This window comes from Micromonospora gifhornensis (assembly GCF_016863515.1).
GTDB classification, from domain to species: Bacteria; Actinomycetota; Actinomycetes; order Mycobacteriales; family Micromonosporaceae; genus Micromonospora; species Micromonospora gifhornensis.
Window position 1 is genome coordinate 73,403 of record NZ_BOPA01000028.1, and the last position, 21,424, is coordinate 94,826.

General features: G+C 70.5%; 23 protein-coding genes and 1 tRNA gene. 6 read left to right on the top strand and 18 right to left on the bottom strand.

What is annotated here, in order from left to right:
* Nucleotides 1-28: 28 nt before the first annotated feature.
* Complete coding sequence (locus Vgi01_RS20480; protein ID WP_102657916.1) at nucleotides 29-520, top strand: NUDIX domain-containing protein; 492 nt, start codon at nucleotides 29-31, stop codon at nucleotides 518-520.
* 51 nt (nucleotides 521-571) lie between these two features.
* Here Vgi01_RS20480 and Vgi01_RS20485 read toward each other — a convergent pair whose 3' ends face one another.
* Together Vgi01_RS20485 and Vgi01_RS20490 are read right to left on the bottom strand one after the other, a co-directional pair.
* Nucleotides 572-2,248, bottom strand: coding sequence for an MDR family MFS transporter (locus tag Vgi01_RS20485; protein ID WP_204292063.1), 1,677 nt, complete (start codon nucleotides 2,246-2,248; stop codon nucleotides 572-574).
* 126 nt (nucleotides 2,249-2,374) lie between these two features.
* Nucleotides 2,375-2,923, bottom strand: a complete 549-nt coding sequence (locus Vgi01_RS20490) for a type 1 glutamine amidotransferase domain-containing protein (protein WP_013731092.1) — start codon at nucleotides 2,921-2,923, stop codon at nucleotides 2,375-2,377.
* Nucleotides 2,924-3,079: 156 nt separating this feature from the next.
* Between Vgi01_RS20490 and rfaE2 the strand changes: the two genes are divergently transcribed.
* Together rfaE2 and Vgi01_RS20500 are read left to right on the top strand one after the other, a co-directional pair.
* Nucleotides 3,080-4,966 carry a D-glycero-beta-D-manno-heptose 1-phosphate adenylyltransferase gene (rfaE2, locus tag Vgi01_RS20495; RefSeq protein WP_204292064.1) on the top strand — a complete coding sequence of 629 codons (1,887 nt, stop codon included), beginning with the start codon at nucleotides 3,080-3,082 and terminating at the stop codon, nucleotides 4,964-4,966.
* The gene (locus tag Vgi01_RS20500; protein ID WP_204292065.1) at nucleotides 4,963-5,832 is read left to right on the top strand and encodes a glycosyltransferase; all 870 of its coding nucleotides are present in this window, start codon (nucleotides 4,963-4,965) and stop codon (nucleotides 5,830-5,832) included. The genes rfaE2 and Vgi01_RS20500 overlap by 4 nt, the downstream gene beginning before the upstream one ends.
* Nucleotides 5,833-5,877: 45 nt before the next feature.
* Here the strand turns inward: Vgi01_RS20500 and Vgi01_RS20505 are convergent, their stop codons facing one another.
* The 6 genes from Vgi01_RS20505 to Vgi01_RS20530 form a co-directional block, all read right to left on the bottom strand.
* Nucleotides 5,878-6,987, bottom strand: coding sequence for a glycosyltransferase family 9 protein (locus tag Vgi01_RS20505; RefSeq protein ID WP_204292066.1), 1,110 nt, complete (start codon nucleotides 6,985-6,987; stop codon nucleotides 5,878-5,880).
* 6 nt (nucleotides 6,988-6,993) lie between these two features.
* A complete protein-coding gene (locus Vgi01_RS20510; RefSeq protein ID WP_204292067.1) occupies nucleotides 6,994-7,512 on the bottom strand; it encodes an Hsp20/alpha crystallin family protein in 519 nt (172 codons plus the stop codon).
* A 14-nt stretch (nucleotides 7,513-7,526) separates the two neighbouring features.
* Complete coding sequence (locus tag Vgi01_RS20515) at nucleotides 7,527-8,012, bottom strand: DUF2231 domain-containing protein (protein WP_102657923.1); 486 nt, start codon at nucleotides 8,010-8,012, stop codon at nucleotides 7,527-7,529.
* A gap of 165 nt (nucleotides 8,013-8,177) precedes the next feature.
* On the bottom strand, nucleotides 8,178-8,783 hold the full coding sequence (locus tag Vgi01_RS20520; RefSeq protein WP_204292068.1) for an MFS transporter: 606 nt from the start codon (nucleotides 8,781-8,783) through the stop codon (nucleotides 8,178-8,180).
* A 248-nt stretch (nucleotides 8,784-9,031) separates the two neighbouring features.
* Complete coding sequence (locus Vgi01_RS20525) at nucleotides 9,032-9,679, bottom strand: 2'-5' RNA ligase family protein (protein ID WP_204292069.1); 648 nt, start codon at nucleotides 9,677-9,679, stop codon at nucleotides 9,032-9,034.
* A gap of 78 nt (nucleotides 9,680-9,757) precedes the next feature.
* Nucleotides 9,758-9,958: a hypothetical protein gene (locus tag Vgi01_RS20530; RefSeq protein WP_204292070.1), complete on the bottom strand. Its 201-nt coding sequence runs from the start codon at nucleotides 9,956-9,958 to the stop codon at nucleotides 9,758-9,760.
* Between Vgi01_RS20530 and Vgi01_RS20535 the strand changes: the two genes are divergently transcribed.
* The gene (locus Vgi01_RS20535) at nucleotides 9,957-10,157 is read left to right on the top strand and encodes a hypothetical protein (RefSeq protein ID WP_146017523.1); all 201 of its coding nucleotides are present in this window, start codon (nucleotides 9,957-9,959) and stop codon (nucleotides 10,155-10,157) included. The genes Vgi01_RS20530 and Vgi01_RS20535 overlap by 2 nt on opposite strands.
* A gap of 197 nt (nucleotides 10,158-10,354) precedes the next feature.
* Here the strand turns inward: Vgi01_RS20535 and Vgi01_RS20540 are convergent, their stop codons facing one another.
* Nucleotides 10,355-11,320 carry a hypothetical protein gene (locus Vgi01_RS20540; RefSeq protein ID WP_204292071.1) on the bottom strand — a complete coding sequence of 322 codons (966 nt, stop codon included), beginning with the start codon at nucleotides 11,318-11,320 and terminating at the stop codon, nucleotides 10,355-10,357.
* Nucleotides 11,321-12,029: 709 nt separating this feature from the next.
* A complete protein-coding gene (locus tag Vgi01_RS20545; protein WP_146017525.1) occupies nucleotides 12,030-12,470 on the bottom strand; it encodes a DUF6228 family protein in 441 nt (146 codons plus the stop codon).
* A 360-nt stretch (nucleotides 12,471-12,830) separates the two neighbouring features.
* Between Vgi01_RS20545 and Vgi01_RS20555 the strand changes: the two genes are divergently transcribed.
* On the top strand, nucleotides 12,831-13,025 hold the full coding sequence (locus Vgi01_RS20555) for a hypothetical protein (protein ID WP_199180186.1): 195 nt from the start codon (nucleotides 12,831-12,833) through the stop codon (nucleotides 13,023-13,025).
* Nucleotides 13,026-13,042: 17 nt separating this feature from the next.
* Here Vgi01_RS20555 and Vgi01_RS20560 read toward each other — a convergent pair.
* Nucleotides 13,043-13,116 (bottom strand) — tRNA-Thr (locus Vgi01_RS20560).
* Between the two features lie 125 nt (nucleotides 13,117-13,241).
* Between Vgi01_RS20560 and Vgi01_RS20565 the strand changes: the two genes are divergently transcribed.
* On the top strand, nucleotides 13,242-15,092 hold the full coding sequence (locus Vgi01_RS20565) for a metallophosphoesterase family protein (RefSeq protein WP_239089086.1): 1,851 nt from the start codon (nucleotides 13,242-13,244) through the stop codon (nucleotides 15,090-15,092).
* A gap of 42 nt (nucleotides 15,093-15,134) precedes the next feature.
* Here the strand turns inward: Vgi01_RS20565 and Vgi01_RS20570 are convergent, their stop codons facing one another.
* The 7 genes from Vgi01_RS20570 to tmk form a co-directional block, all read right to left on the bottom strand.
* Nucleotides 15,135-15,575: an Rv0361 family membrane protein gene (locus Vgi01_RS20570; protein WP_204292072.1), complete on the bottom strand. Its 441-nt coding sequence runs from the start codon at nucleotides 15,573-15,575 to the stop codon at nucleotides 15,135-15,137.
* Nucleotides 15,576-15,623: 48 nt separating this feature from the next.
* Complete coding sequence (locus Vgi01_RS20575) at nucleotides 15,624-16,490, bottom strand: PSP1 domain-containing protein (RefSeq protein WP_102657929.1); 867 nt, start codon at nucleotides 16,488-16,490, stop codon at nucleotides 15,624-15,626.
* Nucleotides 16,491-16,595: 105 nt separating this feature from the next.
* On the bottom strand, nucleotides 16,596-17,291 hold the full coding sequence (locus Vgi01_RS20580) for a hypothetical protein (protein WP_204292073.1): 696 nt from the start codon (nucleotides 17,289-17,291) through the stop codon (nucleotides 16,596-16,598).
* Entirely contained in the window at nucleotides 17,291-17,593 is a 303-nt protein-coding gene (locus Vgi01_RS20585) for a hypothetical protein (protein ID WP_102657931.1), read from the bottom strand. Before Vgi01_RS20585 ends, Vgi01_RS20580 begins: the two co-directional genes overlap by 1 nt.
* Nucleotide 17,594: 1 nt before the next feature.
* Nucleotides 17,595-17,924, bottom strand: coding sequence for a YbaB/EbfC family nucleoid-associated protein (locus Vgi01_RS20590; protein ID WP_013731077.1), 330 nt, complete (start codon nucleotides 17,922-17,924; stop codon nucleotides 17,595-17,597).
* Nucleotides 17,925-18,056: 132 nt separating this feature from the next.
* A complete protein-coding gene (locus tag Vgi01_RS20595) occupies nucleotides 18,057-19,265 on the bottom strand; it encodes a DNA polymerase III subunit delta' (protein WP_102657932.1) in 1,209 nt (402 codons plus the stop codon).
* On the bottom strand, nucleotides 19,265-21,361 hold the full coding sequence (gene tmk / locus Vgi01_RS20600; RefSeq protein WP_204292116.1) for a dTMP kinase: 2,097 nt from the start codon (nucleotides 21,359-21,361) through the stop codon (nucleotides 19,265-19,267). Before tmk ends, Vgi01_RS20595 begins: the two co-directional genes overlap by 1 nt.
* Between the last annotated feature and the right edge of the window lie 63 nt (nucleotides 21,362-21,424).

Below are 21,424 nucleotides of genomic sequence, written 5' to 3' on the forward strand. Positions count from 1 at the left end.
CCCCGACATCCCTGCGTACAGTCGCCGGGTGAGCATTTCCTGGGCTGATTCGTACGTCGGACAGCTGCGCGCGCTCGCCGGCGACCGGACGCTGATGTTCGTGGGCGCCCGCGCCGTGGTTCGCGACAGCTCGGCGCGGATCCTGCTGATCCGCCGGTCCGACAACGGGCAGTGGGCGCTGCCGGCCGGGGCGATGGAGTTGGGCGAGTCGATCGCCGACTGCGCCGTACGGGAGGTCCGTGAGGAGACCGGCCTGCGCGCCCTGCGGGTCAGCGCCTTCGCCCTCTACACCGGCGCGGACCGCACCCACACCAACATGTACGGCCACACGTACCAGATCTTCACCACCGCGTTCCGGGTCGAGGAGTGGGACGGCCAGCTCGCCCGGGTCACCGACGAGACCACCGACGCGGGTTTCTTCCACCGCGAGGCGATGCCGCACCCGCTCTCCGCCAGCGTTACGGAGACCCTCGCCGACCTGGATGTCTTCGAGCAGACCAACCGCCTGATCCTCAAGTGACGCGCTGGACCGGACGAGTCACGTACCGCCGGGGCCGGACGCCGTAGCGGGTCAGAGCATCGTCTGGGACTTCGCCTCCATGTCGGCGGCGGCCTCCGATTTGGACCCCTTGTCCAGCGGCTTGCCGCCCGGTGCCGGGCCTTCCCCACCGAGCCCGTCCGTCCCGCCGGTGGCGCCCTGCGGGCCGGCACCCCGCAGTTGCTCGTTGGGCAGCGCCAGGGTGACCAGCAGCGCCACGATCGCGATCAGCCCGGTGGTCAGGAACACCAGGTGCAGCGACTCGACGAACGCCGTCTGAACGGCCGCCCGCACCGGGGCGGGTAGCGCCAGGATGGCCGCCGGATCGTTGATCGAGACACCCGCGCCGCCGGTGGCCCCGGCCGCGGCCTGTTCCTCGGGCGTCAACTGAGCGATCGCGCCGGGCAGCCGGTCGGCCAACTCGGCGGTGAGTCGCCAGGAGAGCACCGCGCCGAGGATGGCCACCCCGAAGGAGCCACCGAGCGACCGGAAGAAGGTCGCCGAGGAGGTGCCCGCGCCCAGGTCCCGCATGGAGACGGCGTTCTGCACGGCGAGGACCAGCGACTGCATGCAGAGCCCCAGCCCCACGCCGATCACCACCATGAAGCCGAACGCCACCCAGAGCGAGGTCTCCACCCGCAGCCGGGTGAACAGCAGCATCCCGACCAGCAGCAACGCCGCCCCGGCCACCGGGAACCACTTGTACCGGCCGAGCCGGCTCATGGCCCGGCCGGTGAGCACCGACGTGACGATGACACCCGCCATCATCGGCAGCATCAGCAGACCGCTGCGCGTCGGCGAGGCGCCCTTGACGATCTGGAGGTAGAGCGGGATGAAGATGATCGACCCGAACATCACCAGGCCGATGACGAACCCAGCACCGTTGGCCAGGGCGAAGGTGGCGCTGCGGAACAACCGCAACGGCAGGATCGGCTCGGTGACCCGGGCCTCCTGGAGCACGAAGAGCAACCCCAGCACCGTCCCGGCGACGAACAACCCGATGATCAGTGCCGAACCCCACGGGTAGGTCTCGCCACCCCAGCTCAACGCGAGCAGCAGGCAGCTCACCCCGGCGACCAGCAGCGTCGCGCCGAGCCAGTCGATCGCGTGCTTGCGCCGGGTGAACGGCACCAGCCGCAGCACCCGGGAACAGACCAGAATGGCGAGGATCGCCAGCGGCACGTTGACGTAGAAGATCCAACGCCAGTTCGTCTCCGCGAAATAGCCACCGACCAGCGGACCGGCCACCGAGGAGATGCCGAAGACGGCACCGAAGACGCCCTGGTACCGGCCGCGCTCGCGGGGCGGGACCACGTCCGAGATGATGGTGAAGGCCAGTGTGATCAGGCCACCCGCGCCGATGCCCTGCACCCCGCGGGTGACGATCAACTGGGTCATGTCCTGGGACAACCCGGCCAGCAGCGAGCCGAGCAGGAAGGTCCCGATGGAGAAGAGGAACACCGGACGGCGGCCGTACAGGTCGGCCATCTTGCCGTACAGCGGAGTCGACGCCGTCGAGGCGAGCAGGTACGCGGTCACCACCCACGAGTAGTGGCTGATGCCGCCCAGCTCACCGACGATGGTCGGCAGGGCGGTCCCGACGATGGTCTGATCGAGTGCGGCCAGCAGCATGCCGGTCATCAGGCCGAACATCAGCAGGCGAAGCTGCCTCTTGTTCAGTACCGGCTCGGAACGGCCCTCCGTGGTCATTACGCCTGCTTTCCCCGATCACCGAAAACATGCCGCACGTCTCGTACGCGGTGGCGGACCCGGCGCACGCACGCCGAAGCGGTGACAGCCGGACGGGCCACCACCGCTTCGGCGTCGGCTGTCGGCTCAGTGCCGACCCTCGGCGAACTCCTCGACGATCTTGGCGCAGAATGCCGGCAGGTCGTCCGGCTTACGGCTGCTGACCAGACCGTTGTCGGTGACGACCTGCTCGTCGACCCAGTTCGCTCCGGCGTTGACCAGGTCGGTACGCAGGCTCGGCCAACTCGTGATCCGGCGACCCCGCACCACGTCCGCCTCGACAAGCGTCCACGGGCCGTGGCAGATCACCCCCACCGGCTTACCCGCGTCGAAGAACGACCTGACGAAACGCACCGCGTCCGGGTCGGTCCGCAGGAAGTCCGGGTTGGCCACCCCACCCGGCAACACCAGGGCGTCGTACCGGTCGGGGTCCGCGTCGGCGGCGCTCACATCGACCTCGTACGTCTGCGACGGGTCCAGGTGCTGGAAGGACGTGATCTTCCCGGGCTTGATCGACACCAGTTCGGCGGTGGCGCCGGCCTGCTCGACCGCCTGGCGCGGCTGGACGTACTCGACCTCCTCCACGCCGTCGGTGGCCAGGAACGCGACTCGCTTGCCCTGCAATGTGGCTGCCATGCTGCTACTCCTCTCCGGGGGTTCGAAATCCGGGGGTTCGAAGAAAACCCTTCCCGACCCGGGAGCACCGAAACGCGCGCCTGTGGTGGCGCACGCCGCATCCGCACCTGCTCCACGCGGCAGGTTTGACCCCGTCGGGCAGGGGGATCCGCCGGCATGGCACGAGCAGCAGCGGAACAGCTCCGGCTCGCCGAGGTCGTGCAGAGCTGGCTCGGACGCCCCGTCCTGGTACTCGGCGACGCCATGCTCGACGAATGGCGGTTCGCCGACTCGGACCGGCTGTGCCGGGAAGCCCCGGCACCCGTACTCACTCTGCGCCGTCGGATCTCCGCAGCGGGTGGGGCGGCCAACACGGCAGTCAACATCGCCGCGCTGGGCGGCCGGTCGGTGCTGGTGGCACCCGTCGGCGCGGACGTGGCCGGCGACGAACTGCACGACTGCCTGGATCGGGCCGGTGTCTGGGACCGTACGGTCAGCCAGCCGGGCCGGCACACCCCGGTCAAGCGCCGGATGCTCGCCGGTGACCAGATCCTGCTGCGGGAGGACTCCGGCGACCCCGACGACCCGCTCAGCGAGGACGGGGTGGACCGGCTGCTCACCGCCCTGGACTGCGCGACCCGCGAGTTGCAGGCCGCTGCCGACGGCGTGGCACCGACCCTGGTGATCTGCGACTACGGCCTGGGCGCGCTGCCGGCCCGGGTACGGGCCTGGCTGGTCGCCCAACGGGACCGGTACGCCACCGTCGCCCTCGACGCGCACGACCTCGCCGACTGGCGCGGCCTCGCCCCGACCGTGGTGACCCCGAGCTTCGCGGAGGCCACCCGCCTGCTCGCCCGCGCCGGTCGCGGCAGTGGTGAACTCCAACTGGAACATCCCGAGGTCGACGCGGGCGACGGCCCGTCCGAGCTGACCGTCGGTGCCGCGCCGGGCGGGGCGGGACAGCGTGCCGGCGGGCCGACCGGGGAGCCGACGCCGGGCGAGGACCGGGTGGCGATGACCCATGACGGGCTCAGCGTCACCGGCACCGGGGTGACCGTGAACGCCGACGCGGGGGCCGGTGTGGACCGGGCGGTGCTTGCCGAGTCCCGGCTGGCCGAGCTGCGGGCACACACCGGCGCGGACGTGGTCGCGGTGACGCTGGACACCGACGGTGCGGTGGTCGGCGGCGCGGACGGGCAGCCCAGCCGCAGCCACAGCACGCCCGTACCGGCCAGTCACGCGGTCGGTGCCGGGGACGCGTACCTGGCGGCCATGACGCTCGCGCTGGCCGCCGACGCCCCGCTGTCCACCGCGGCCCACCTGGCGCAGCTCGCCGCCACCAGCACCGTCGCCGGCACCGGCACCTGCGTGTGCCGCCGCGAGGATCTGCTGACCGCGCTCGGACAACCGGCGCTGAGCGCAGACGCCCGGCAGGTGCTGATCGGCACCGAAGGGCTGGACGCCCTCGTCGCCGAGCACCGTCGCGCCGGCCGGTCGGTGGTCTTCACGAACGGCTGCTTCGACGTGCTGCACCGGGGCCATGTGCGCTATCTGGAGCAGGCCCGCGCGCTCGGTGACCTGCTGGTGGTGGCGGTCAACTCCGACGGCAGCGTCCGGCGGTTGAAGGGGCCCGACCGCCCGGTCAACCCGGTCGAGGACCGGACCGCGCTGCTCGCCGCGCTGTCCTGCGTGGACCATGTGGTGGTCTTCGAGGAGGACTCGCCGACCGCGCTGATCGAGGCGATCCGGCCCGACGTCTACGTCAAGGGTGGCGACTACCCGCCCGACATGGTGCCGGAGGCACCGCTGGTGCAGCGGCTGGGCGGGCAGGTACGCACCCTCGGCTACGTACCGGACCGGTCCACCTCGGCGATCATCGACCGGATCCGGGCGTACGGCCAGGAAGGCTCGCCGGAGGTGGTGGCCGGCGGCCCACCGACGCGACCCGACCCCGACGTTGATCAGGCCGTCGACGCGGACCGGGCGCTCGGGGTGACGCTGCCCGACCCGACGGACGACATGACCGGGTCGACCGCGCCGCCGATGACCGGTCAGGCACCGTGAACCGACCGCTCGACACCGGTACGCACGCCGACTTCCGCGCCGAACGGCTGCTCGACGTGCTGATCCCGACCCGCGACCGGCCTGCCGAACTGGCCGTCACCCTCTCCGGGCTCGCCGCCCAGGAGGGGGTGCCGGGGTTCGGTGTAATGGTCAGCGACCAGTCCGACCACGAGCCCGGGTACGCCCACCCGGCGGCGGCCACAATGGTCCGGGCGCTGCGCCACCGGGGGCATCCGGTGCTGCTGACCCGCCGGCTGCCCCGCCGTGGCCTGGCCGAACACCGTGCTTCGCTGCTCGCCGCCTCCGCCGCCCGGTACGTGCTCTGCCTCGACGACGACGTCTGGCTGGAACCGGGCACGTTGCGTCGGCTGGTGACCGCCATCGAGGAGCTGGGCTGCGGGTTCGTCGGCAACGCGGTGCACGGACTGTCCTATTTGCACGACGTACGGCCGGATACCCACCGGCACTACCAGGAGTGGCGCGGCCGACCGGTGCCGGAGCGAATCGGGCCGGACACCCCCGAGTGGGACCGGGCGCAGATCCACTCGGCGGCGAACCTGCTGCACGTGACCGAGGCGCTGGCGCTGCCGGAGGGCAGTTGGCGGGCGTACCGGATTTCCTGGATCGGCGGCTGTGTGCTGTACGACCGGGCGAAACTCGTCGACTCCGGCGGTTTCGATTTCTGGCGTCGGGTGCCGCCACGCCACCAGGGCGAGGATGTCGCCGCCCAGCTCGCCGTGCTGGCGCGCCACGGCGGCGCCGGCGTCCTGCCCAGCGGCGCCTACCACCTGGAGTCACCGACCACGGTTACCGACCGGGACGTGGAGGCGTGGGAGGTCGTCCTCGCCGACGACCTTGGTTGTTAACAAGGGGCCCCTGCTCTACCGCAGACGTTAAGAAGGTGCCCTTCCTTACGACCGGAACAGCAACTCGCGCGCGGCTTCGACAACCTCGGCCACCGGCACGTCGATGACGAACGAGTCCCGATGCGGGCACTCGCCGTCGCCCGGGCGATGCGGGTAGATGCCCGGAGTGCAGTCCACCCCGCAGACCGGGCAGTGCACCGTCCACGAGGTGATCGGCCGGTGCCGGGCACGCAGCGGGGTGGCCGTGGTGATCAGGTTCCCGACCCAGAAGATGCCGACCGTCGGGGTGCCCACGGCGGCGGCCAGGTGCAGCGGGCCGGTGTCGTTGGAGACCACCAGCTCGCAGTCGGCGTAGCAGCCGGCCAACCCACCGAGGCTCAACGTGCCGACCTGCGGTCGCACCGGCACCCGGGCCGCCGCGACCACCTGGTCCACCACGTCCTGCTCGGCGGGGGTGCCGGTGACCAGCACCTCGTACCCGTCCGCGTGCAGCGTCCGGGCCACCTCGGCGAACCGCTCGGCGGGCCAGCGACGGCGGGTGTCGGTGGCCCCCGGATGCAACACCACCCGGGGCCGTTCCGGCTCACCGAGCACCGACCGGGCCTCGGCCCGGTCCGCGTCGGTGACAGTCAACGTCGGGGTGATCGTGGTCGCCGGGGCACCGACAAGCGCCACCGCCTCCAGGTAGCGGATCACCTCGGGCTGGTAGTAGACGTAGCGCAGCCAGCGGTCCAGCGGCGGGGCGTCCTCGGCCCGCAGACCGGCGCTGACCCGGGCACCGAGCGCGGCCACCAGCGGGTTGGAGTTGGCGCCGCCACCGTGCAGTTGCAGTGCCAGGTCGAAACGCTCGGTGCGGGCGGCGGCCAGGAAGTCGACCATGCTGGCCTCGCCCTCACCGGGGCCCGCCGTGCGGATCCCCGGCGCGGGCGGCACCACAAGCACCCGATCCACCGGGCCGGGGCGGTCGCGCCACAGCTGCGCGTGCCACGGCGCACCGAGCAACACGATCTCCGCCTGCGGGTACGCCGACCGCAGCGCGTCCAGCGCCGGCAGGATGAAGATGAAGTCGCCGAGCGCGTTGGCGCGCAGCACGGCGATCCGGGCCACGTCCGGTACCAGCCCGGCGGCCGACGTGAGCAGGGCCGGGTCGCTCATCCTCGGCTACCGGTCGGCTTCGCCGGTGGCGACGTCCGGATGGTGCAGTTCCCGGTCGGCGGCCGGGTCGATGTTGCTGGACGTGCCGCTGTACGGCCCGCCCCGACCGACGGGGATGGTGCGAGGGCTGGGGCGGTTCGGTCGCGGCAACCGCACCCGGAGCAGGCCGTGATCCATCACCGCGTCGATCGCGTCCGGGTCCACCCGTGCCGGCAAAGGCACCCGGTAGTCGAAGCCCCGGGTCTCGAAGCCACCGGTGATCCCGTGGTCGGCGTTGACCTCGGCCTCGGTCCGGGCGCGTACGCACAGCTCACGGTCGTCCACCTCCACCGCGACCTCCTCGGGAGCGACGCCGGGCAGCCGGACGATCACCTCCCAGCCGTCGGTGGTCTCCCCCAACTCCACCTCGGGCGGCCCCGGCCGACCACCGACCAACCGCCTCAGCTCGGTACGCAGGGACTGCAACTCGCCCAGCGGGTCCCAACCCTGCTGGCCCGCACGCCAACCACGCCCTGGTCCGGTCATCGCTGATCTCCCATTCACTGGCTGCCAGATGTACGCAGGGAACTCGGCGCGTCCAGGTGGGCGTCGCGGTCGACGCCGACACCGAGCCGGTCGACCAGTTCCCCGCCGAGCCAGGCGCTGACACTGAGGATGCCGAGCGCCACCACCTCGATGGCGATCAGTGCGCCACCGGCGGCCCGCGAGTCGGCGTTGAGGCGTACCACCCAGACCGCGGCGAAGAGCAGGATCACCGCCACGTTGGCGGCGGCATGGGTGAGCGCCACCCGCTTTGCCCGCGTACCGGCCGGGATGGCCAGCAGGTCGAACAGGCCCGCCGCCGCGGCCAGCAGGCCACCGATCAGCCCGACGGTGATGTTCCAGTACGCCACCTCGCCGAGGAAGTCCGGCCCGCCGACGGTGTCGATGATGTCGAACAGCACCGCCGTGATGAGCAGCGCTGCCGGGAACATCACAAGCATCGGATGGACGGGGTGACCCAACACCTTGAGTCGACTCTCCATCTCCGGCCTCCACTGCTTTCACTCGTCGACGCACCGTCGCCGCATCCGTGGGCGGTACCCCGGTCACCATGGGACAAACCTGACGACAGGCACGATGCACCGACCGTGGCAGCCGCCGTCATGGTCAACGTCACCGGTAGCGCGCAGTGACGGTGACGGCGGGTGTCACGGTGCCTGGGCGTGTTCCGGTCGGGCGGACGAAGCCGGCCGGCTGGCCGCCCCGTCCGGCCACCGCCACGCGAGCAACGCGACGAGTGCCGCAGTGAGCAGGGCGGTGCCGATCTGCGCGGCGGCGTTCAGGATGCCGCCGAACAGGCCTGCGTTGTCGTCGGCCGTGGTGCTGGTGCCATGTGCGGTCGACGCGACCGATGCCACGCCCAGACCGGACCCGGAGACGAACAGGCCGACCAGGAACAGCACCAGCGACCGCCGGTCGACCGCGAGCGCGCTCACCGACATCGCGCCCCCGACCACCACCAGCCCGGCCACCATCGCCGCCACCCGCCCCAACCGGCGGACCACCCCCGACGCGACGGCCGAGCCGGCGGCCACCGCCGCGCTGAAGACCAGGAACACCGCGCCGCTCACCGCCGCGGTCAGGTCGAGCACCTGTTGCAGGAAGAGGGTGCCCACCACACTGGCACCGCTGGTGGTGAAGGTCAGCACCAACGCCACCAGGGCACCCAGCACCAGCGACGGCACCGTCCACACCCAGGGCGGCACCAGCGGAACGGCCACCGACCGCTGCACGGCGAGGAACCCGGAGCACATGGGTGACCTCGCCGGTCTGGACGTCCCGGACGGCACCGACACTGACCCGCTCAATACCGGCGTGTGGCCGCCAGGGCGGGGCCATCCGGTCGGCCCAGGGTTGCCTCGGCCGCTCACAGTTCGTCGGCGACGAAACGCATCGACACCGTACGGTCACCGGTGATGATGTCCGGGTTCGTACCGTCGGAAACCAGCCGCAGGGCGTCGCCGGCAGGCCGGCCGGCCTCGTCTCTCCGAGCTGTCAGACCTCAGTGACCGATCGGGACCTGCACGTCGCGAGTCCACTCGTACATGCGGTTGTCACGATGGAACTCAATCAGACCGACGTGATCGAGGACTATCGTGACCGCTGGCGCGTCCACCTGGGTCACCGCGTCGACGATCGGCCCTGCGGCTTGTGTCGAGTTGGAATAGGCGACGCTCACATGTGGTCGGTACGCCCCCACCTGCCCGGGTGCCAACTCGACATGGTCCTGCCCGAGGACTTCTGCGATGGCGGCCCTGACCTGGTTCCGCACGGAGGCGATGGGCTCAGATGGCGTCGCTGGCAGGTACACGGCTTCCCGGCGCACCACAGGTCGGTGAAACGTGACGATCGGCGTAGGCACGCGGGCAAGCCGCTGTCGGATGGCATGCTCCAGATCGGCGACCTGGTCCTCACTGAGAACGTCCAGGAAGCCGACGCCTTGCATGGTCAGGTGCAACCAAGGCGTCGGAATGAGATCGAGGCCGGAAAACGGCCGCAATGCCTGCTGGTAGAGCTGCGCCAGCTTCACCAACTCGGTGTGCGGACTCATGGTGAAGTGGCAGGCGTGGAAATGGCGGCCAACCCGCCACCCCGGCCGCCACCACCAGTGGTCCTGCATGTTGTCGGCGTGCTCGACCAGGTCGGACATGTGGCTCCCTGGATGCCTGTCGGCGTCTTCGGCTACTTCCCTCACCCTTGCTGTCGCCGGGCAACGACGAGCCGGTGGTCAGCGGTTCATGAAGCCGGGACAGGCATCAACTACCCCCATGCTCCTCTGCACCAGAAGGTGGCCGTCCTCGACCCAGATGGTCTCGCCGGGTTGCACCAGAACCGGTCGATCCAGGACGAAGTGATGCCATTGATCGACAAGCGTGAGGCGGTCAGCCTGCTCACGGTGGACCGGCCGCCGCTTCCTGGCTGTGCCCATGACCACAGCATCGGCTCGATTCCGCCAAGCGACAAGTCCCGACGACCGGGAGATTCGCCAACGGGGCCGCTGGACGGTGCTGGTGTCAGGCAGTCCGCTCGGCGGGGAATCCGTACGGTGGGACGGCGACGACCTGAACGCCGGGTTGTCACGGGTGCTGGCCGAGCTTCAGGAGCGGGTTCCGGGACTGCTCGACTGAGCCACGGCCTGGGGCTGGGGCTGGAAGATCACGGATGGCTGGTCAGGTATCCGCACGCCTGATCAGCCCGTCCGTCGTTGTCGGGCTGCGTCGGCGTCTCACGGTAGCCCTGGCTGTACGGATGGCGGCGGGCGTCAATGTCAGACGGAGGCCATCCAGGTTCTCAGGAGCGCGCATCGCGGCAACGCCGGACGAGGTCAGGGCAGATCGTCGAGGCTGATTCGGTACCACTCCGTGTTCGCGAAGACGTGCAGCTCCGGGCCTCGTCCGACCATTTGGACTCGGTCGGGGAGGGGCCGATCGCCGGGTAGGACAAGCAATCCTTCGCTGACCGGCTCGTGCTGAGTGTCAGCGAGACGGCCGATCACCACTCGGCTGCGCTCGCCGCTGTAGCCGCCGAACAAGGCGCAGGTGTCGCCGTGGGCGACAAGCGCCTTTGCTCCCCTGATCTTGTTGTGCCAGCCGGTCACCGTCCCGTCGGAAATCCGCACGATCGGGAAGCTGCTGTAGTAGCACGCCCAAGCGGTTTCCCCCTCGACGTTCAGGCTGTAGCAGTCGTCGATCCGGCCGAACTCAACCCCGAAGGGGTATCTCCAATTTGGTTCGAGGCCGGCGGTGAGGCGGACGATGCCGTGTGGGGAACCGTCGCCGTAGACACCTTCATCGAAGTAGCCGATCCACAGCTGCCCGGTCGGCGTGGCCAGCGCATGCTCAATGCCATCGCCGACATCGCCTTGGAGCACAGGCGTGCCGTCGGCGTCGAAGACCACGGCCTTGCCACCCCTGCCCGCGACCACCACAATCCGTCCGTCGGGTAGCGGCTGGAGCTTGCAGAACGGGAGGTGCAGAGCGGCGATGGTGGTGACCGTCGTCGTGCTCGCGCCTTGGACGACCACCCGGGCGGAGACGGGTTGTCGGGCGCAGGACTCGGCCAAGCCTGCACCGGCCAGCAGCGCCTTCCGGCTGGCGGGATCAGCCCACAGCGAGATCACCTCGCCGGATGGGCCCACCGATGCCGTCACCAGGACGTCGTCAGCGACCGGGGACGCCAACCGCCCGTGCGCACGTAACTGGACCAACGGCGGACCGCTGTGCCCTGCGGAGATCGTCATCGTCAGACGATAACCAGGGCTCCGCGGGCACGCGTCGCCGCTGTCGTTCATTCGCCGCGGCCCAGCGCCGGCAGGCGCGGGCGAGCAGCCTGAACTATGTGGAAGAGGATGCCAGCCCGGCCCGAACAGCCCTACCTATCTCGTCAGCGCTGGATTCTGACGGCACGACGGTCTTGTTTCCCGTGTACGAGAACCCCGTGCGAACACCACTGTTCTCCGTGTAAAAGACGAAGTAGGCACCGGAGTCATCACGCCTGACGCCCACTGCCCGGCTACCCCGCGCGAACGCCGCAAAGGACCTGACTTTCGCCAGCTTCAGGAGCCCACGCAAGTGTTCCTCCCCATTCTCCGGTGAAATGTCCCGCTCTGGCTCCTGACCGATACGGAGCCCTTCTTGAACGAGCACGCCAAGGTGGTTGTCAGCAACGTCAGCGGAGACCGCGTCGCACCATCCGTTTAGGACCGTCGGACCCTGAGCGACACGAGAATAGCTAGCCACATAAATCCTGCCGTCGTCACGCTGGAATACGCTGACCTTTCCATTCATTTCACGGATCACTTACCTCACGTCAATTCTTTGGTTCATGCCGGAGTCGCCACCTGCTGCCACACGGAGGACCCTAACTGGGGCGGTGAACCTGGGTTGGAAGAAGATCGCGGATGGCTGGTCAGGTGACTGCACACCTGGTCAGTCGGTCCGTCGCTGTCGGCCGGCGTCAGTGTCAGCGGGCGGGCTTGGCTGTACGGATTGATGTACGCGTCACCTCGCCAGTCCCTCAAAGTGGGCACGAAGATCGGCAACAAGCGACATCATCTGTTCTCCCGCCTCGACGGTGATGAAGACTCGGGCGAGCCATCCGTCAGGTGAGTAAGAGTCCTGTTGAAGGGTGCCGCCTAGAGTGACGTGCCCCTTGCCGTCGTGACGGGCGGTGATCCGCATGGTGGCGTCCAATGATCGCCAACTACGTTCACCGTCCCAGCCGCGCCAGTCGTTGGCCAGATGCTGGAAGAAGTCCACGAGGTCCGGCTCTTGGGCATGAGTAGGCCATGCAAGCTCTACTCCGCGCCGGGCGTCGAGTCCTTGGTCATGCATCTCCACCTGCAACACGACGACGTAACCGTCACCCCAAGGATCTTTCGGTGGATGAAGCACCCACATGCTCCCTGCGGGTGGAGAGCCGATGATCAGTGCGTCGTTCATGACGCCGCATTATGGCTGGCGGATCTCTGAGGAGGGCCGGGGTCCGCGGCAGAGCCCCGAGGTCTCCGTAGACCTGGTCGCCCCCAAGCGTGGCCAGCCGGCCGGAGGTCGCCAGCAGGCCGGGGCCGGGCCGGCGCGGCCCGCTTGCGGGCCGCCTTGATCACAACCACGTCGCCGGGAAGCGCCGCGACGAACTGGTGTTCACCGCCCCCAACGGCGGTCCGCTACGCAACACGAACTTCCGGACGCGGGTCTTCGGACCGGCGGCGGCATCGGTCGGGCTGGCCGGGCTCACGCCTCACGACCTGCGACACACGGCGGCGAGTCTGGCCGTGGCAGCCGGGGCGAACGTGGAAGGCGGTGCAGCGGTCGCTCGGGCACGCCTCGGCGTCGATGACGTTGAACGTGTACGCGGGCCTGTTCGGTGACGACCTGGACGCCGTCGCCACCCGGCTGGACGAGGCGGTCGCGGCGCGGGACAAGGACTATTCAAGGACTCGACAGGCTGGCGGTGAGGTTGTCGACCTTGGGAAACGGCGAAGCCCAGGCCAATGACCTGGGCTTCTTCACCGAGCCGCCTGACGGAATCGAACCGTCGACCTACGCATTACGAGTGCGTCGCTCTAGCCGACTGAGCTAAGGCGGCAACGATCGCCTAGTGTACGGCACGCGCCGACGCCCAGCGGAGCGGGAGTACCCGAGTCGGCATACCGGACAGCGCGGCCCTTGCGGCTCGGCAGGTGCGAATCATCGCCCGCTACGCTGCGATGGATGGCCGACGATCACATCCCCCGCGACGAACCGGTCGACAGCCCGCCGGGCGGTATCCCGCAACCTCCGGCCGACCCGGCCGCCGCCACCGGGCGTGCCGCGCCGCTGGGTCCGTACGCCGAGGAGGCGGCCGGTGGGCGGGCGGCGCGGCGACCGCGTAGCACCGATCCGCTGGAGTTGGGGTTCACGCCGCGCAAGCCGGTGCCGTGGCTCGCGCCGCTGCTGCTGATCAGCACCGGTCTGCGTACGCTGCTGGCGATGTTGTTCGGGGCGTACCTGGACAAACGGGAGTTGCAGAAGGCTCTCGACTCGGAGATCGCCAGGCAGGTCGGGCCGGACGGCGGGCTCTGGCTGGATTATGTCGCCGACCTGGGTGACGGGTTCAATGCCACGTACTCGGTCGCCTACCTGCTCGCCCAGCCGGAGTTGGCGGTGGACGGGCATCGGCTGCCGCGGGCGCAGACCCTGGTGATGGGCGGCGACCAGGTGTACCCGTCGGCCGCCTACGAGGCGTACGAGGACCGGTGCAAGGGGCCGTACCAGGCCGCGTTGCCGGCCACTCCGCCGGAGCAGCCCAGTGTCTTCGCGGTCCCCGGCAACCATGACTGGTACGACGGACTCACCGCGTTCCTGCGGCTGTTCGTGCGTACTCGGGACCGGCACTTCGGCGGTTGGCGTACCGGGCAGTCACGCTCGTACTTCGCCGCCGAGCTGCCCGCCGACTGGTGGCTGCTCGGCCTCGACGACCAGTCCGGCTCGTACGTCGACGATCCGCAGTTGACCTACTTCGACACGGTCGCCAAGAAGCTGGGGCCGCAGAGCAAGGTGATCCTGGCGGTGCCGGCACCCGCCTGGGTCAAGACCGTCGACAACCCTTCGGCGTACGACTCGATCGACTACTTCATCCGGACCATCATCGCGCCCACCGGGGCCCGGGTCCGGGTGTTGATCTCCGGCGACCTGCACCATTACGCCCGGTACACCGGCCCGGACGACCGGCAGCTGGTCACCTGCGGCAGCGGGGGCGCGTACCTCTACCCCACACACAAGCTGCCCGAGCAGATCGAGGTGCCGCCGCGCGACACCCTGGCCCGGCGGTCCAGCCCGTCCCGGTCGTACGCGCTGGCCGCCCGTTACCCCGACGCGGCCCGCTCCCGCCGGTACGGCTGGGGGATCTTCGGCCGGCTGCCTCGCCGCAATCCGGGGTTCGCCACCCTGCTCGGCGTCCTGCACACCCTGTTGATGCTCTCCATCGCCGGCGTGGCCGACTTCCGGATCGAGGCGTCCGAGCAGCGCCTGTTCAGCGTTCCGCTGGTGTTGATGGTGCTGGTGACCGTGCTCGCGGCGGCCCTGTTCGCCAAGCCACCCAGCACCACCGGGAAACGCAACGTGCGACATTGGGTTCTCGGCGTCATGCACGGTCTGGCCCACGTCGGGCTGGGCGCGGCCGGCACCTGGGTCTGGTTGGCCCTGCCCTTCCACAACTGGTCCTGGCCGCTGCCGGCGGCTGCGGCGGCGGTGCTCTACCTGCCGGTGATCGGGCTGGTGGCCAGTCAACTGGTGGCCGGGTACCTGCTGATCGCCAGCGCGTTCGGGGTGAACGTCAACGAACTGTTCGCCGGTCAGGGCATCGAGGATGCCAAGGGTTTCGTCCGGATGCGTATCGATCCGGACGGCACCCTCACGCTCTACCCCATCGTGGTCGACCGGGTGGCCCGCCGCTGGCAGGTCAACCCCGACCACACGCCGGAAGCCTCCTGGCTGACCCCCACCACGCCCCTGACTCCCCGGCTGGCCGAGCCGCCCGTCTCCCTCACCTGCACCTGGGCGACCGCGGGCCGGCACCCGTAGGTGCCGGCCCGACAGCTCATCCGGGGCCTGCCGGCCTGCGACTCACTCGCAGATCCGCCAGTTGCCCTCCTCCTTGATCAGCGGGTAGACCTGGTTGGTGGCGCCGCCCTCGCTCCTGGTGTAGCGGACGGTCGCACTGCCACTGACATGGCCGTTCTGGTTGGAGAGGTTCAGCCCGACGATCTTGTGTCCGGTGAGGTCCGGCTGGTTTTCCTGCTGCTGCGTGAAGTCCGCCTCGCTGACCCGGTCCCGGATCCGGGTGCAGAGTTGCTGATAGGCGGTCGGATAGTCGCGTTCCACGAGCGCGCCGGCGAATGTGTTCACTGTGGAGCGGACCGGTCCGGTGGCGTCCATCGCCACCCGGTAGATCAGGTAGGCACCGACCGCCCCACCTGAGCAGCAGAGTGCGAGCACCACACCCAACACGATGAACAGAACCCGCTTGGACTTCTTCGGCGGCACCATGGCCGGCTGATATGCCATGCGGGCAGGGTAGGAACCCCGGACAAGCCCAAGATCGCAGCGGCCCGGTCACTCCCCTTGCGGCGACAGACCCGGCTCGGCGGAGGAGTGCCTTTCGTCGTGTGCGATGCGAGGGCCACAGACATCGGCCAGCGAGCAACGTTTGACCGCCCCGTCACTGAGCTGTCGGACGGTGACGGTCTCGCTCGGCGGATGCCGTGACACGACTTTGCCCAGGCCGGAGGGGGTCTCGACGCGCTGCCCGGTCGCGGGGTACGTGCCGCTTGAGGCGTACAGCGGGTGCTCGTACTTCAGGCAGCACATCAGTCGACCGCAGGCGCCGGAGATGCGCAGCGGATTGAGGGGCAGGTCCTGCTCCTTGGCCATCCGGATGGTCACCGGCTCGAAGTCGTTCAGGAAGGTGGCGCAGCACAGGTCTCGCCCGCAGGAGCCGATGCCGCCCTGCACCCGTGCCGAGTCGCGCGCGGAGAGTTGCCGCAACTCCACCCGGCAGTGCAGGGTCGCGCCGAGGTCGCGGACGAGTGAGCGGAAGTCCACCCGGTGCGGGGCGGTGAAGTAGATGGTGCTCCGCTCCCCGCCGTCGTCGCCCCTGCTGAGCACGTGGTCGACCGCCACCACCTTCATCGGCAGCCCGTGGGCACGGATCAGCCGCTTGGCCGCGACCTTCGCCTCGGCCTTGCGGCGGCGCAGGTCCTCGTCGCGGCGCAGGTCCTCATCCTGTGCCAGCCCGGCGAGCTTGGGGAAACCGTCGGTGTCCTCGGTGACCCACTGCGCCGCCCACACGCACTCCGCCACCTCGGGCCCGTCGTCGGTGGGCACCAACACCTTGTCGCCCACCTGGGGGCGCAACTCGCCCGGATCGAGGTAGTAGAGGCGCCCGTAGCGCTGGAAGCTGACCGCACAGAGCATCCCCATGTCATCACCCTACGACGCTTCGGCGGGACCGTGCCGGTTCGGAGTCGCGTTCGACCACCCGGTACGACCATCCATGTCCGGCCGAACCCGGCCGACGCGCCCCGCCTACCAACTGGCACGGATCGTGCGGGTGCCGTCGTGGAAGTCGGGGCGGGCCCGGGCGGCCGACGGGCGCAGCACCGACTCGGCCATGCTCGGCCCCCACTGGCGTACCAGGGTCTCCGCCCCGTCGTACGCCACACCGAGCACCGCCAGCAGGCGGGCGGCGATCTCGGCAGCGGCGACGGCACCCGGCGACGACGGCCCGGAGTGGCTCACCGCCCGGGTGACCGAGGTGGCCGTGACGACAGTTACCGCCTCGGCCGAGCCGATCACCTCGGCCAGGGCCCGGGCGACGGCCAACCGGCTGCCCTCCACCCAGTCGGCGAGCGCCTCGGCGTAACCAGCGGTAGCCTCCAGCCTTCCCACCAGACTTTCGGGGCCTTCGTCGAGGTGGCGCAGCAGCACCGCCCGGGTCTCGCCGTACGCCGCCGCGGCCGGCCCGGACCAGAGCAGCGGGTCGGTCAGCGCGGCGCACGCCCGGTCGTACCCGTGGACGTGCCGGCGCACCGCCTGCCCGGCAGCGGCCAGCGGCCCGGGACGCAGGTCGAGGAAGTGCCGCAGCGCCTCGCCCGGCAGCACCTGCATCCGCCGCAGCAGCGGCCAGACCCGGTGCCCCTCGGGTGCGCCTGCGGCGAGCAGGGTGTCGACCCGGCGCAGCAGGTCGAGGCCCGGTTCGGCGAGCCGGTCGAGGGCGTCCATCAGGACTCTCCGGCCAGCCGGCGGCTCACCGCGACGTCGGTGTCGGCGTACTGGTCCGCAGCCCGGCGTAGGGCGTCCGCGGTGGCCGCCAGGTGACCGGCGGCGGCGTACGCCTCCCGGGCCCGGTCGCCCGTGGCCGTCGTCCACTGCCGCAGCAGTGCCCGGCCGATCTCGCCGGGTCGGCCCGGGGCGTCAGCCCCGAAGGCCCCCTGGGCAGGGTCACTGGCGGTGACCGAACGGGAGAGCGCGGTGAGGGTGGCGCTCGCGTCGTCGAGCCGGCTGGCCAGGGTACGCAGGTCCATTTCAGGCCCCCGTCAGTGGCCGGTAGGCGGTGAAGGTCTCGTTGTGCAGCTTCTCCCGGGCCCACTGGGCGGCGTCCGCTGCGGCGGTGACCGCAGCCCGCACCGAGCCGGCCACGTCACGCGGCGCACGGTTGTGCAGCGGGCCGAGGAAGCGTACGTCGGTGATCCGGCCGCTGGCGGTGACGACCACCTCCACCAGGCCGTCCGGCGACCGGACGGTGACCTCGACCGTCGCCACGGCCTGGTCGAACTCGGCCTGGAGCGACTCGATCCGGCGGTAACGCCGGACCGCCTCCTCGATCCATGCCTCGTCGATCTCGCCCCGCGGCATCAGCGGACTCCTCCCCGGCTGCCCTCACTCTGCGTGCCGCCGCCGTCACCACGGCACACCGGACCGTACCGCACGTGAATTGCGCGTGTCGATGCCTGTGGATAACGGTCCGGCCGACAAGACCTGCCGCGGTCAGCCCTTCCAGAGGGCGAGCATCATGGCTTCGACGGCGATCCGGGGCTTGACGTTCGCCTCGATGGCGGTGCGGCAGGCCAGTACGGCCTCCAGCCGCCGCAGCGCTCCCTCCGCCTGCCAGCTGCGCGCGCCGGCATCGGCCAGTTCGGCGGTGTCGGTGTGCACCGGCGGCACCGGTGCGCCCATCGCCATGGTCAGCGCGTCCCGGTAGAAGGCGGCCAGGTCGACGAGCGCCCGGTCCAACGCGTCCCGCTGGGCCCGGGTGGCCCGGGACTTCTGCCGCCGCTCCAGGTCCTTGAGCTGGCCGGCGGAACCCCGGGCGGCGCTTGCCGCGCCCCGACCGGTACCGCCCGCGCCGAGCGCCGTCTCCAGCGCCGCGCGTTCCGCCGCGTCGATCTCCACGACCGCCGCCTCGGCTTCGGCCTCGGCCGCCTCGATCAGCGCGGAGGCCGCGTCGAAGGCGGCACCCACGCTTGTCAGTCGGCGCGGTACGGCGAGCACCGCCTCCCGCCGGGCCCGGGCCTGGGGGTCGCCGGCCAGCCGCCGGGCCCGTCCGACGTGACCCTGCGTGGCCGCCGCCGCCCATCGGGCCACATCGGGCGCGATCCCGTCCCGCCGGACCAGCACCTCGGCCACCGCGTCCGCTGCCGGCTGCACCAGGGGTACGACCCGACAGCGCGACCGGATGGTCACCGAGATGTCGTCCGGGTGGGTGGAGGGCGTGCAGAGCATGAAGACCGTTCGGGGTGGGGGCTCCTCGACCGCCTTGAGCAGTGCGTTACCGGCCGCCTCGGTCAACCGGTCGGCATCCTCGATGATCACGACCTGCCATCGGCCGCCGGACGGTGTGCTGGCCGCGCGCAGCACCAGCGCCCGCATCTCGTTGACCCCGATGGAGAGCCCGTCGGGGACCACCAGTCGTACGTCGGCGTGGGTGCCGGCCAGGGTGGTGTGACAACCGGGGCACTGCCCGCACCCGGTGCCGTGCACGCACTGCAACGCGGCGGCGAAGGCCCGCGCCGCCACCGACCGTCCCGAGCCGGGTGGCCCGGTGAAGATCCAGGCGTGCGTCATCCCGGCACCCGGATCTGCTCCGCCCACCGCTTCCTGTGGCGTGCGCAGCACGGCGGCTGCGGCGGCCGCAGCCCGACGTAACGTGTCCACCGCCTCGTCCTGGCCGACCAGGTCGGCGAAGGCGTCCGGCATCAAGTCCGCTCCGTCGTCACCAGCTCTGTTGGGGATAACTCAGGCTGCACCGAGGTGTCCGGGCCACTTGCCGGCCCCGGGTGGTCGGCACCGCCGGGGGCGAGCAGTTCCGTCACCCGGTCGGCGACCCGCTCGGCGATCTGGTCGACCGGGTGGCCGGCGTCGAGGACCAGGTAGCGCTTCGGGTCGGCGGCGGCGAGGTCGAGGAAGGCGTACCGAACCCGCTCGTGGAAGGCCAGCGACTCGGCTTCCAACCGGTCGGCGGTCCGGCTGCGCTCGGCCACCCGGGTCAGCCCCGCACGCGGGTCGATGTCCAGCAGCACCACCAGGTCGGGCTTGAGCCCGCCGGTGGCCCAGGAGGAGAGCCAGGAAAGCTCGTCGACCGGCAGGGTACGGCCGGCGCCCTGGTAGGCCAGGGAGGAGTCGACGTACCGGTCACTGATCACGACGGCACCCCGGGACAGGGCGGGCCGGACCACGGTGGCCACGTGATGCGCCCGGTCGGCGGCGTAGAGCAGGGCCTCGGCGCGTGGTGAGGGTGCCTCGTCGTCGGTGTTGTTGTCCAGCACCAGGGACCGGATGCGGGTGCCGACGCCGGTTGCGCCCGGCTCGCGGGTGACCACCACGTCCCGCCCTTCGGCGCGCAGCCGTTCGGCGAGCTGGGCCAGCTGGGTCGACTTGCCGGCGCCTTCGCCGCCCTCGAAGACCACGAAGAGTCCCGCCGAGACGAACGGTTCCGCCGGCATCAGCGGACGGCCCCGGATCGAACCCCACAGGTCGGCTAGGACCGGGACGCCCTTCTTGTCGTCCATCTGGCCGAACGCGCTGATTCCGGCGAAGATCCCGGCCGCGCCGGCGACGAGCAGCAGCAGGCGGGTGGCGGAGATCGAGATTCCCAGGTCGGCGATCTCCAGCTTCCGGGAGCCACCGACACCGGCGAGCAGGCTGCCCAGCGCGATCGCCAGGATCAGCACCAGCCGGGTGCCGATCTGCACCACGGCGAAGACCCGGCCGCGTACCTCGTCGGCGACCTCGCCGCCGAGCAGGGTGGTGCCGGAGAGGAAGGCCATTCCGGCGCCGGCGCCGACCAGGACCGCGCCGACCAGCGCCATGGACAGGTGGATGGCGAAGGCCAGGGTCATCACCGAGGCGCTGGCCAGCACGATGCTCATGCCGAACCAGCGACGCCGGGACATGTCCCGCACGATCATCGGGCCGAGCCCGATGCCGATCGCCAGGCCGAAGAAGATCGCCCCGAAGAGCAGGGAGAAGGCGGCGTCACCGGCACCGAGCGAGTTGGCGAAGAACCGGGAAGTGCCGATCACGATGCCGCCGCCGGCGAAGGCACCGAAGATGCCCAGCACCAGGCCACGGACCAGTGGCGTCTTCCCGATGTACCGCCAGCCCTCGTTGAACTGGCGCAGCATGCTCTGCTCGGACTGTTCCTGCCGCTGGCGCTGCCCCTGGCTGATCTCCTTGATGCCGAAGGCGACGACCAGGGCGGTGGCGAGCCGGGAGAACGCGTTGAACCAGAGCGCGAGTTGGGCCGGCTCGGCCCAGGACGGCATCTCACCGCCGGTGGCACCCCGGACGATGCCGTCGAGCGAGGCGAGCACTATCGCGGCGAAGATCGGCGTCAGGCCGTACGTGGTGATCAGGGTGAGCTGGTTGGCGGTCTCCAGCCGGGCGCGCGGGATGAGGTTCGGTACCGCCGCTTCCTTGGCCGGGATCCAGAGCAGCGTGACCGTCTCGATCAGGAAGGTGGCGATGGCCGCCCAACTGACCACCCGGGCACCGCTGGCACCGGTCAGCGCGTACAGCGGGATGGAGGCGAACAGCACGAACCGCAGCAGGTCGCAGATGACCATGGTCCAGCGCCTGTCGAACCGGTCGGCGAACACGCCGGCGATCGGCCCGAGCAGCAACGCGGGCAGCAGCCGGATGGCGATCACGCCACCGAAGGCGGCGCCCTTGGCGGTGCTGCCCTCCACCTGGGCGGCGGCGAAGATGCTTGTGGCGAGCAGGCCGAGCCAGTCACCGAAGGAGGCAGCGCTGAGCACGATCCAGAGCCGGCGGAAGGGGCGGATGCGCAGCACCGAGCGGATGGCGGGGTAACCGGTCAGGTCAGCTTGGCCGGTCGTGCCGCCGGATCGGCCGGC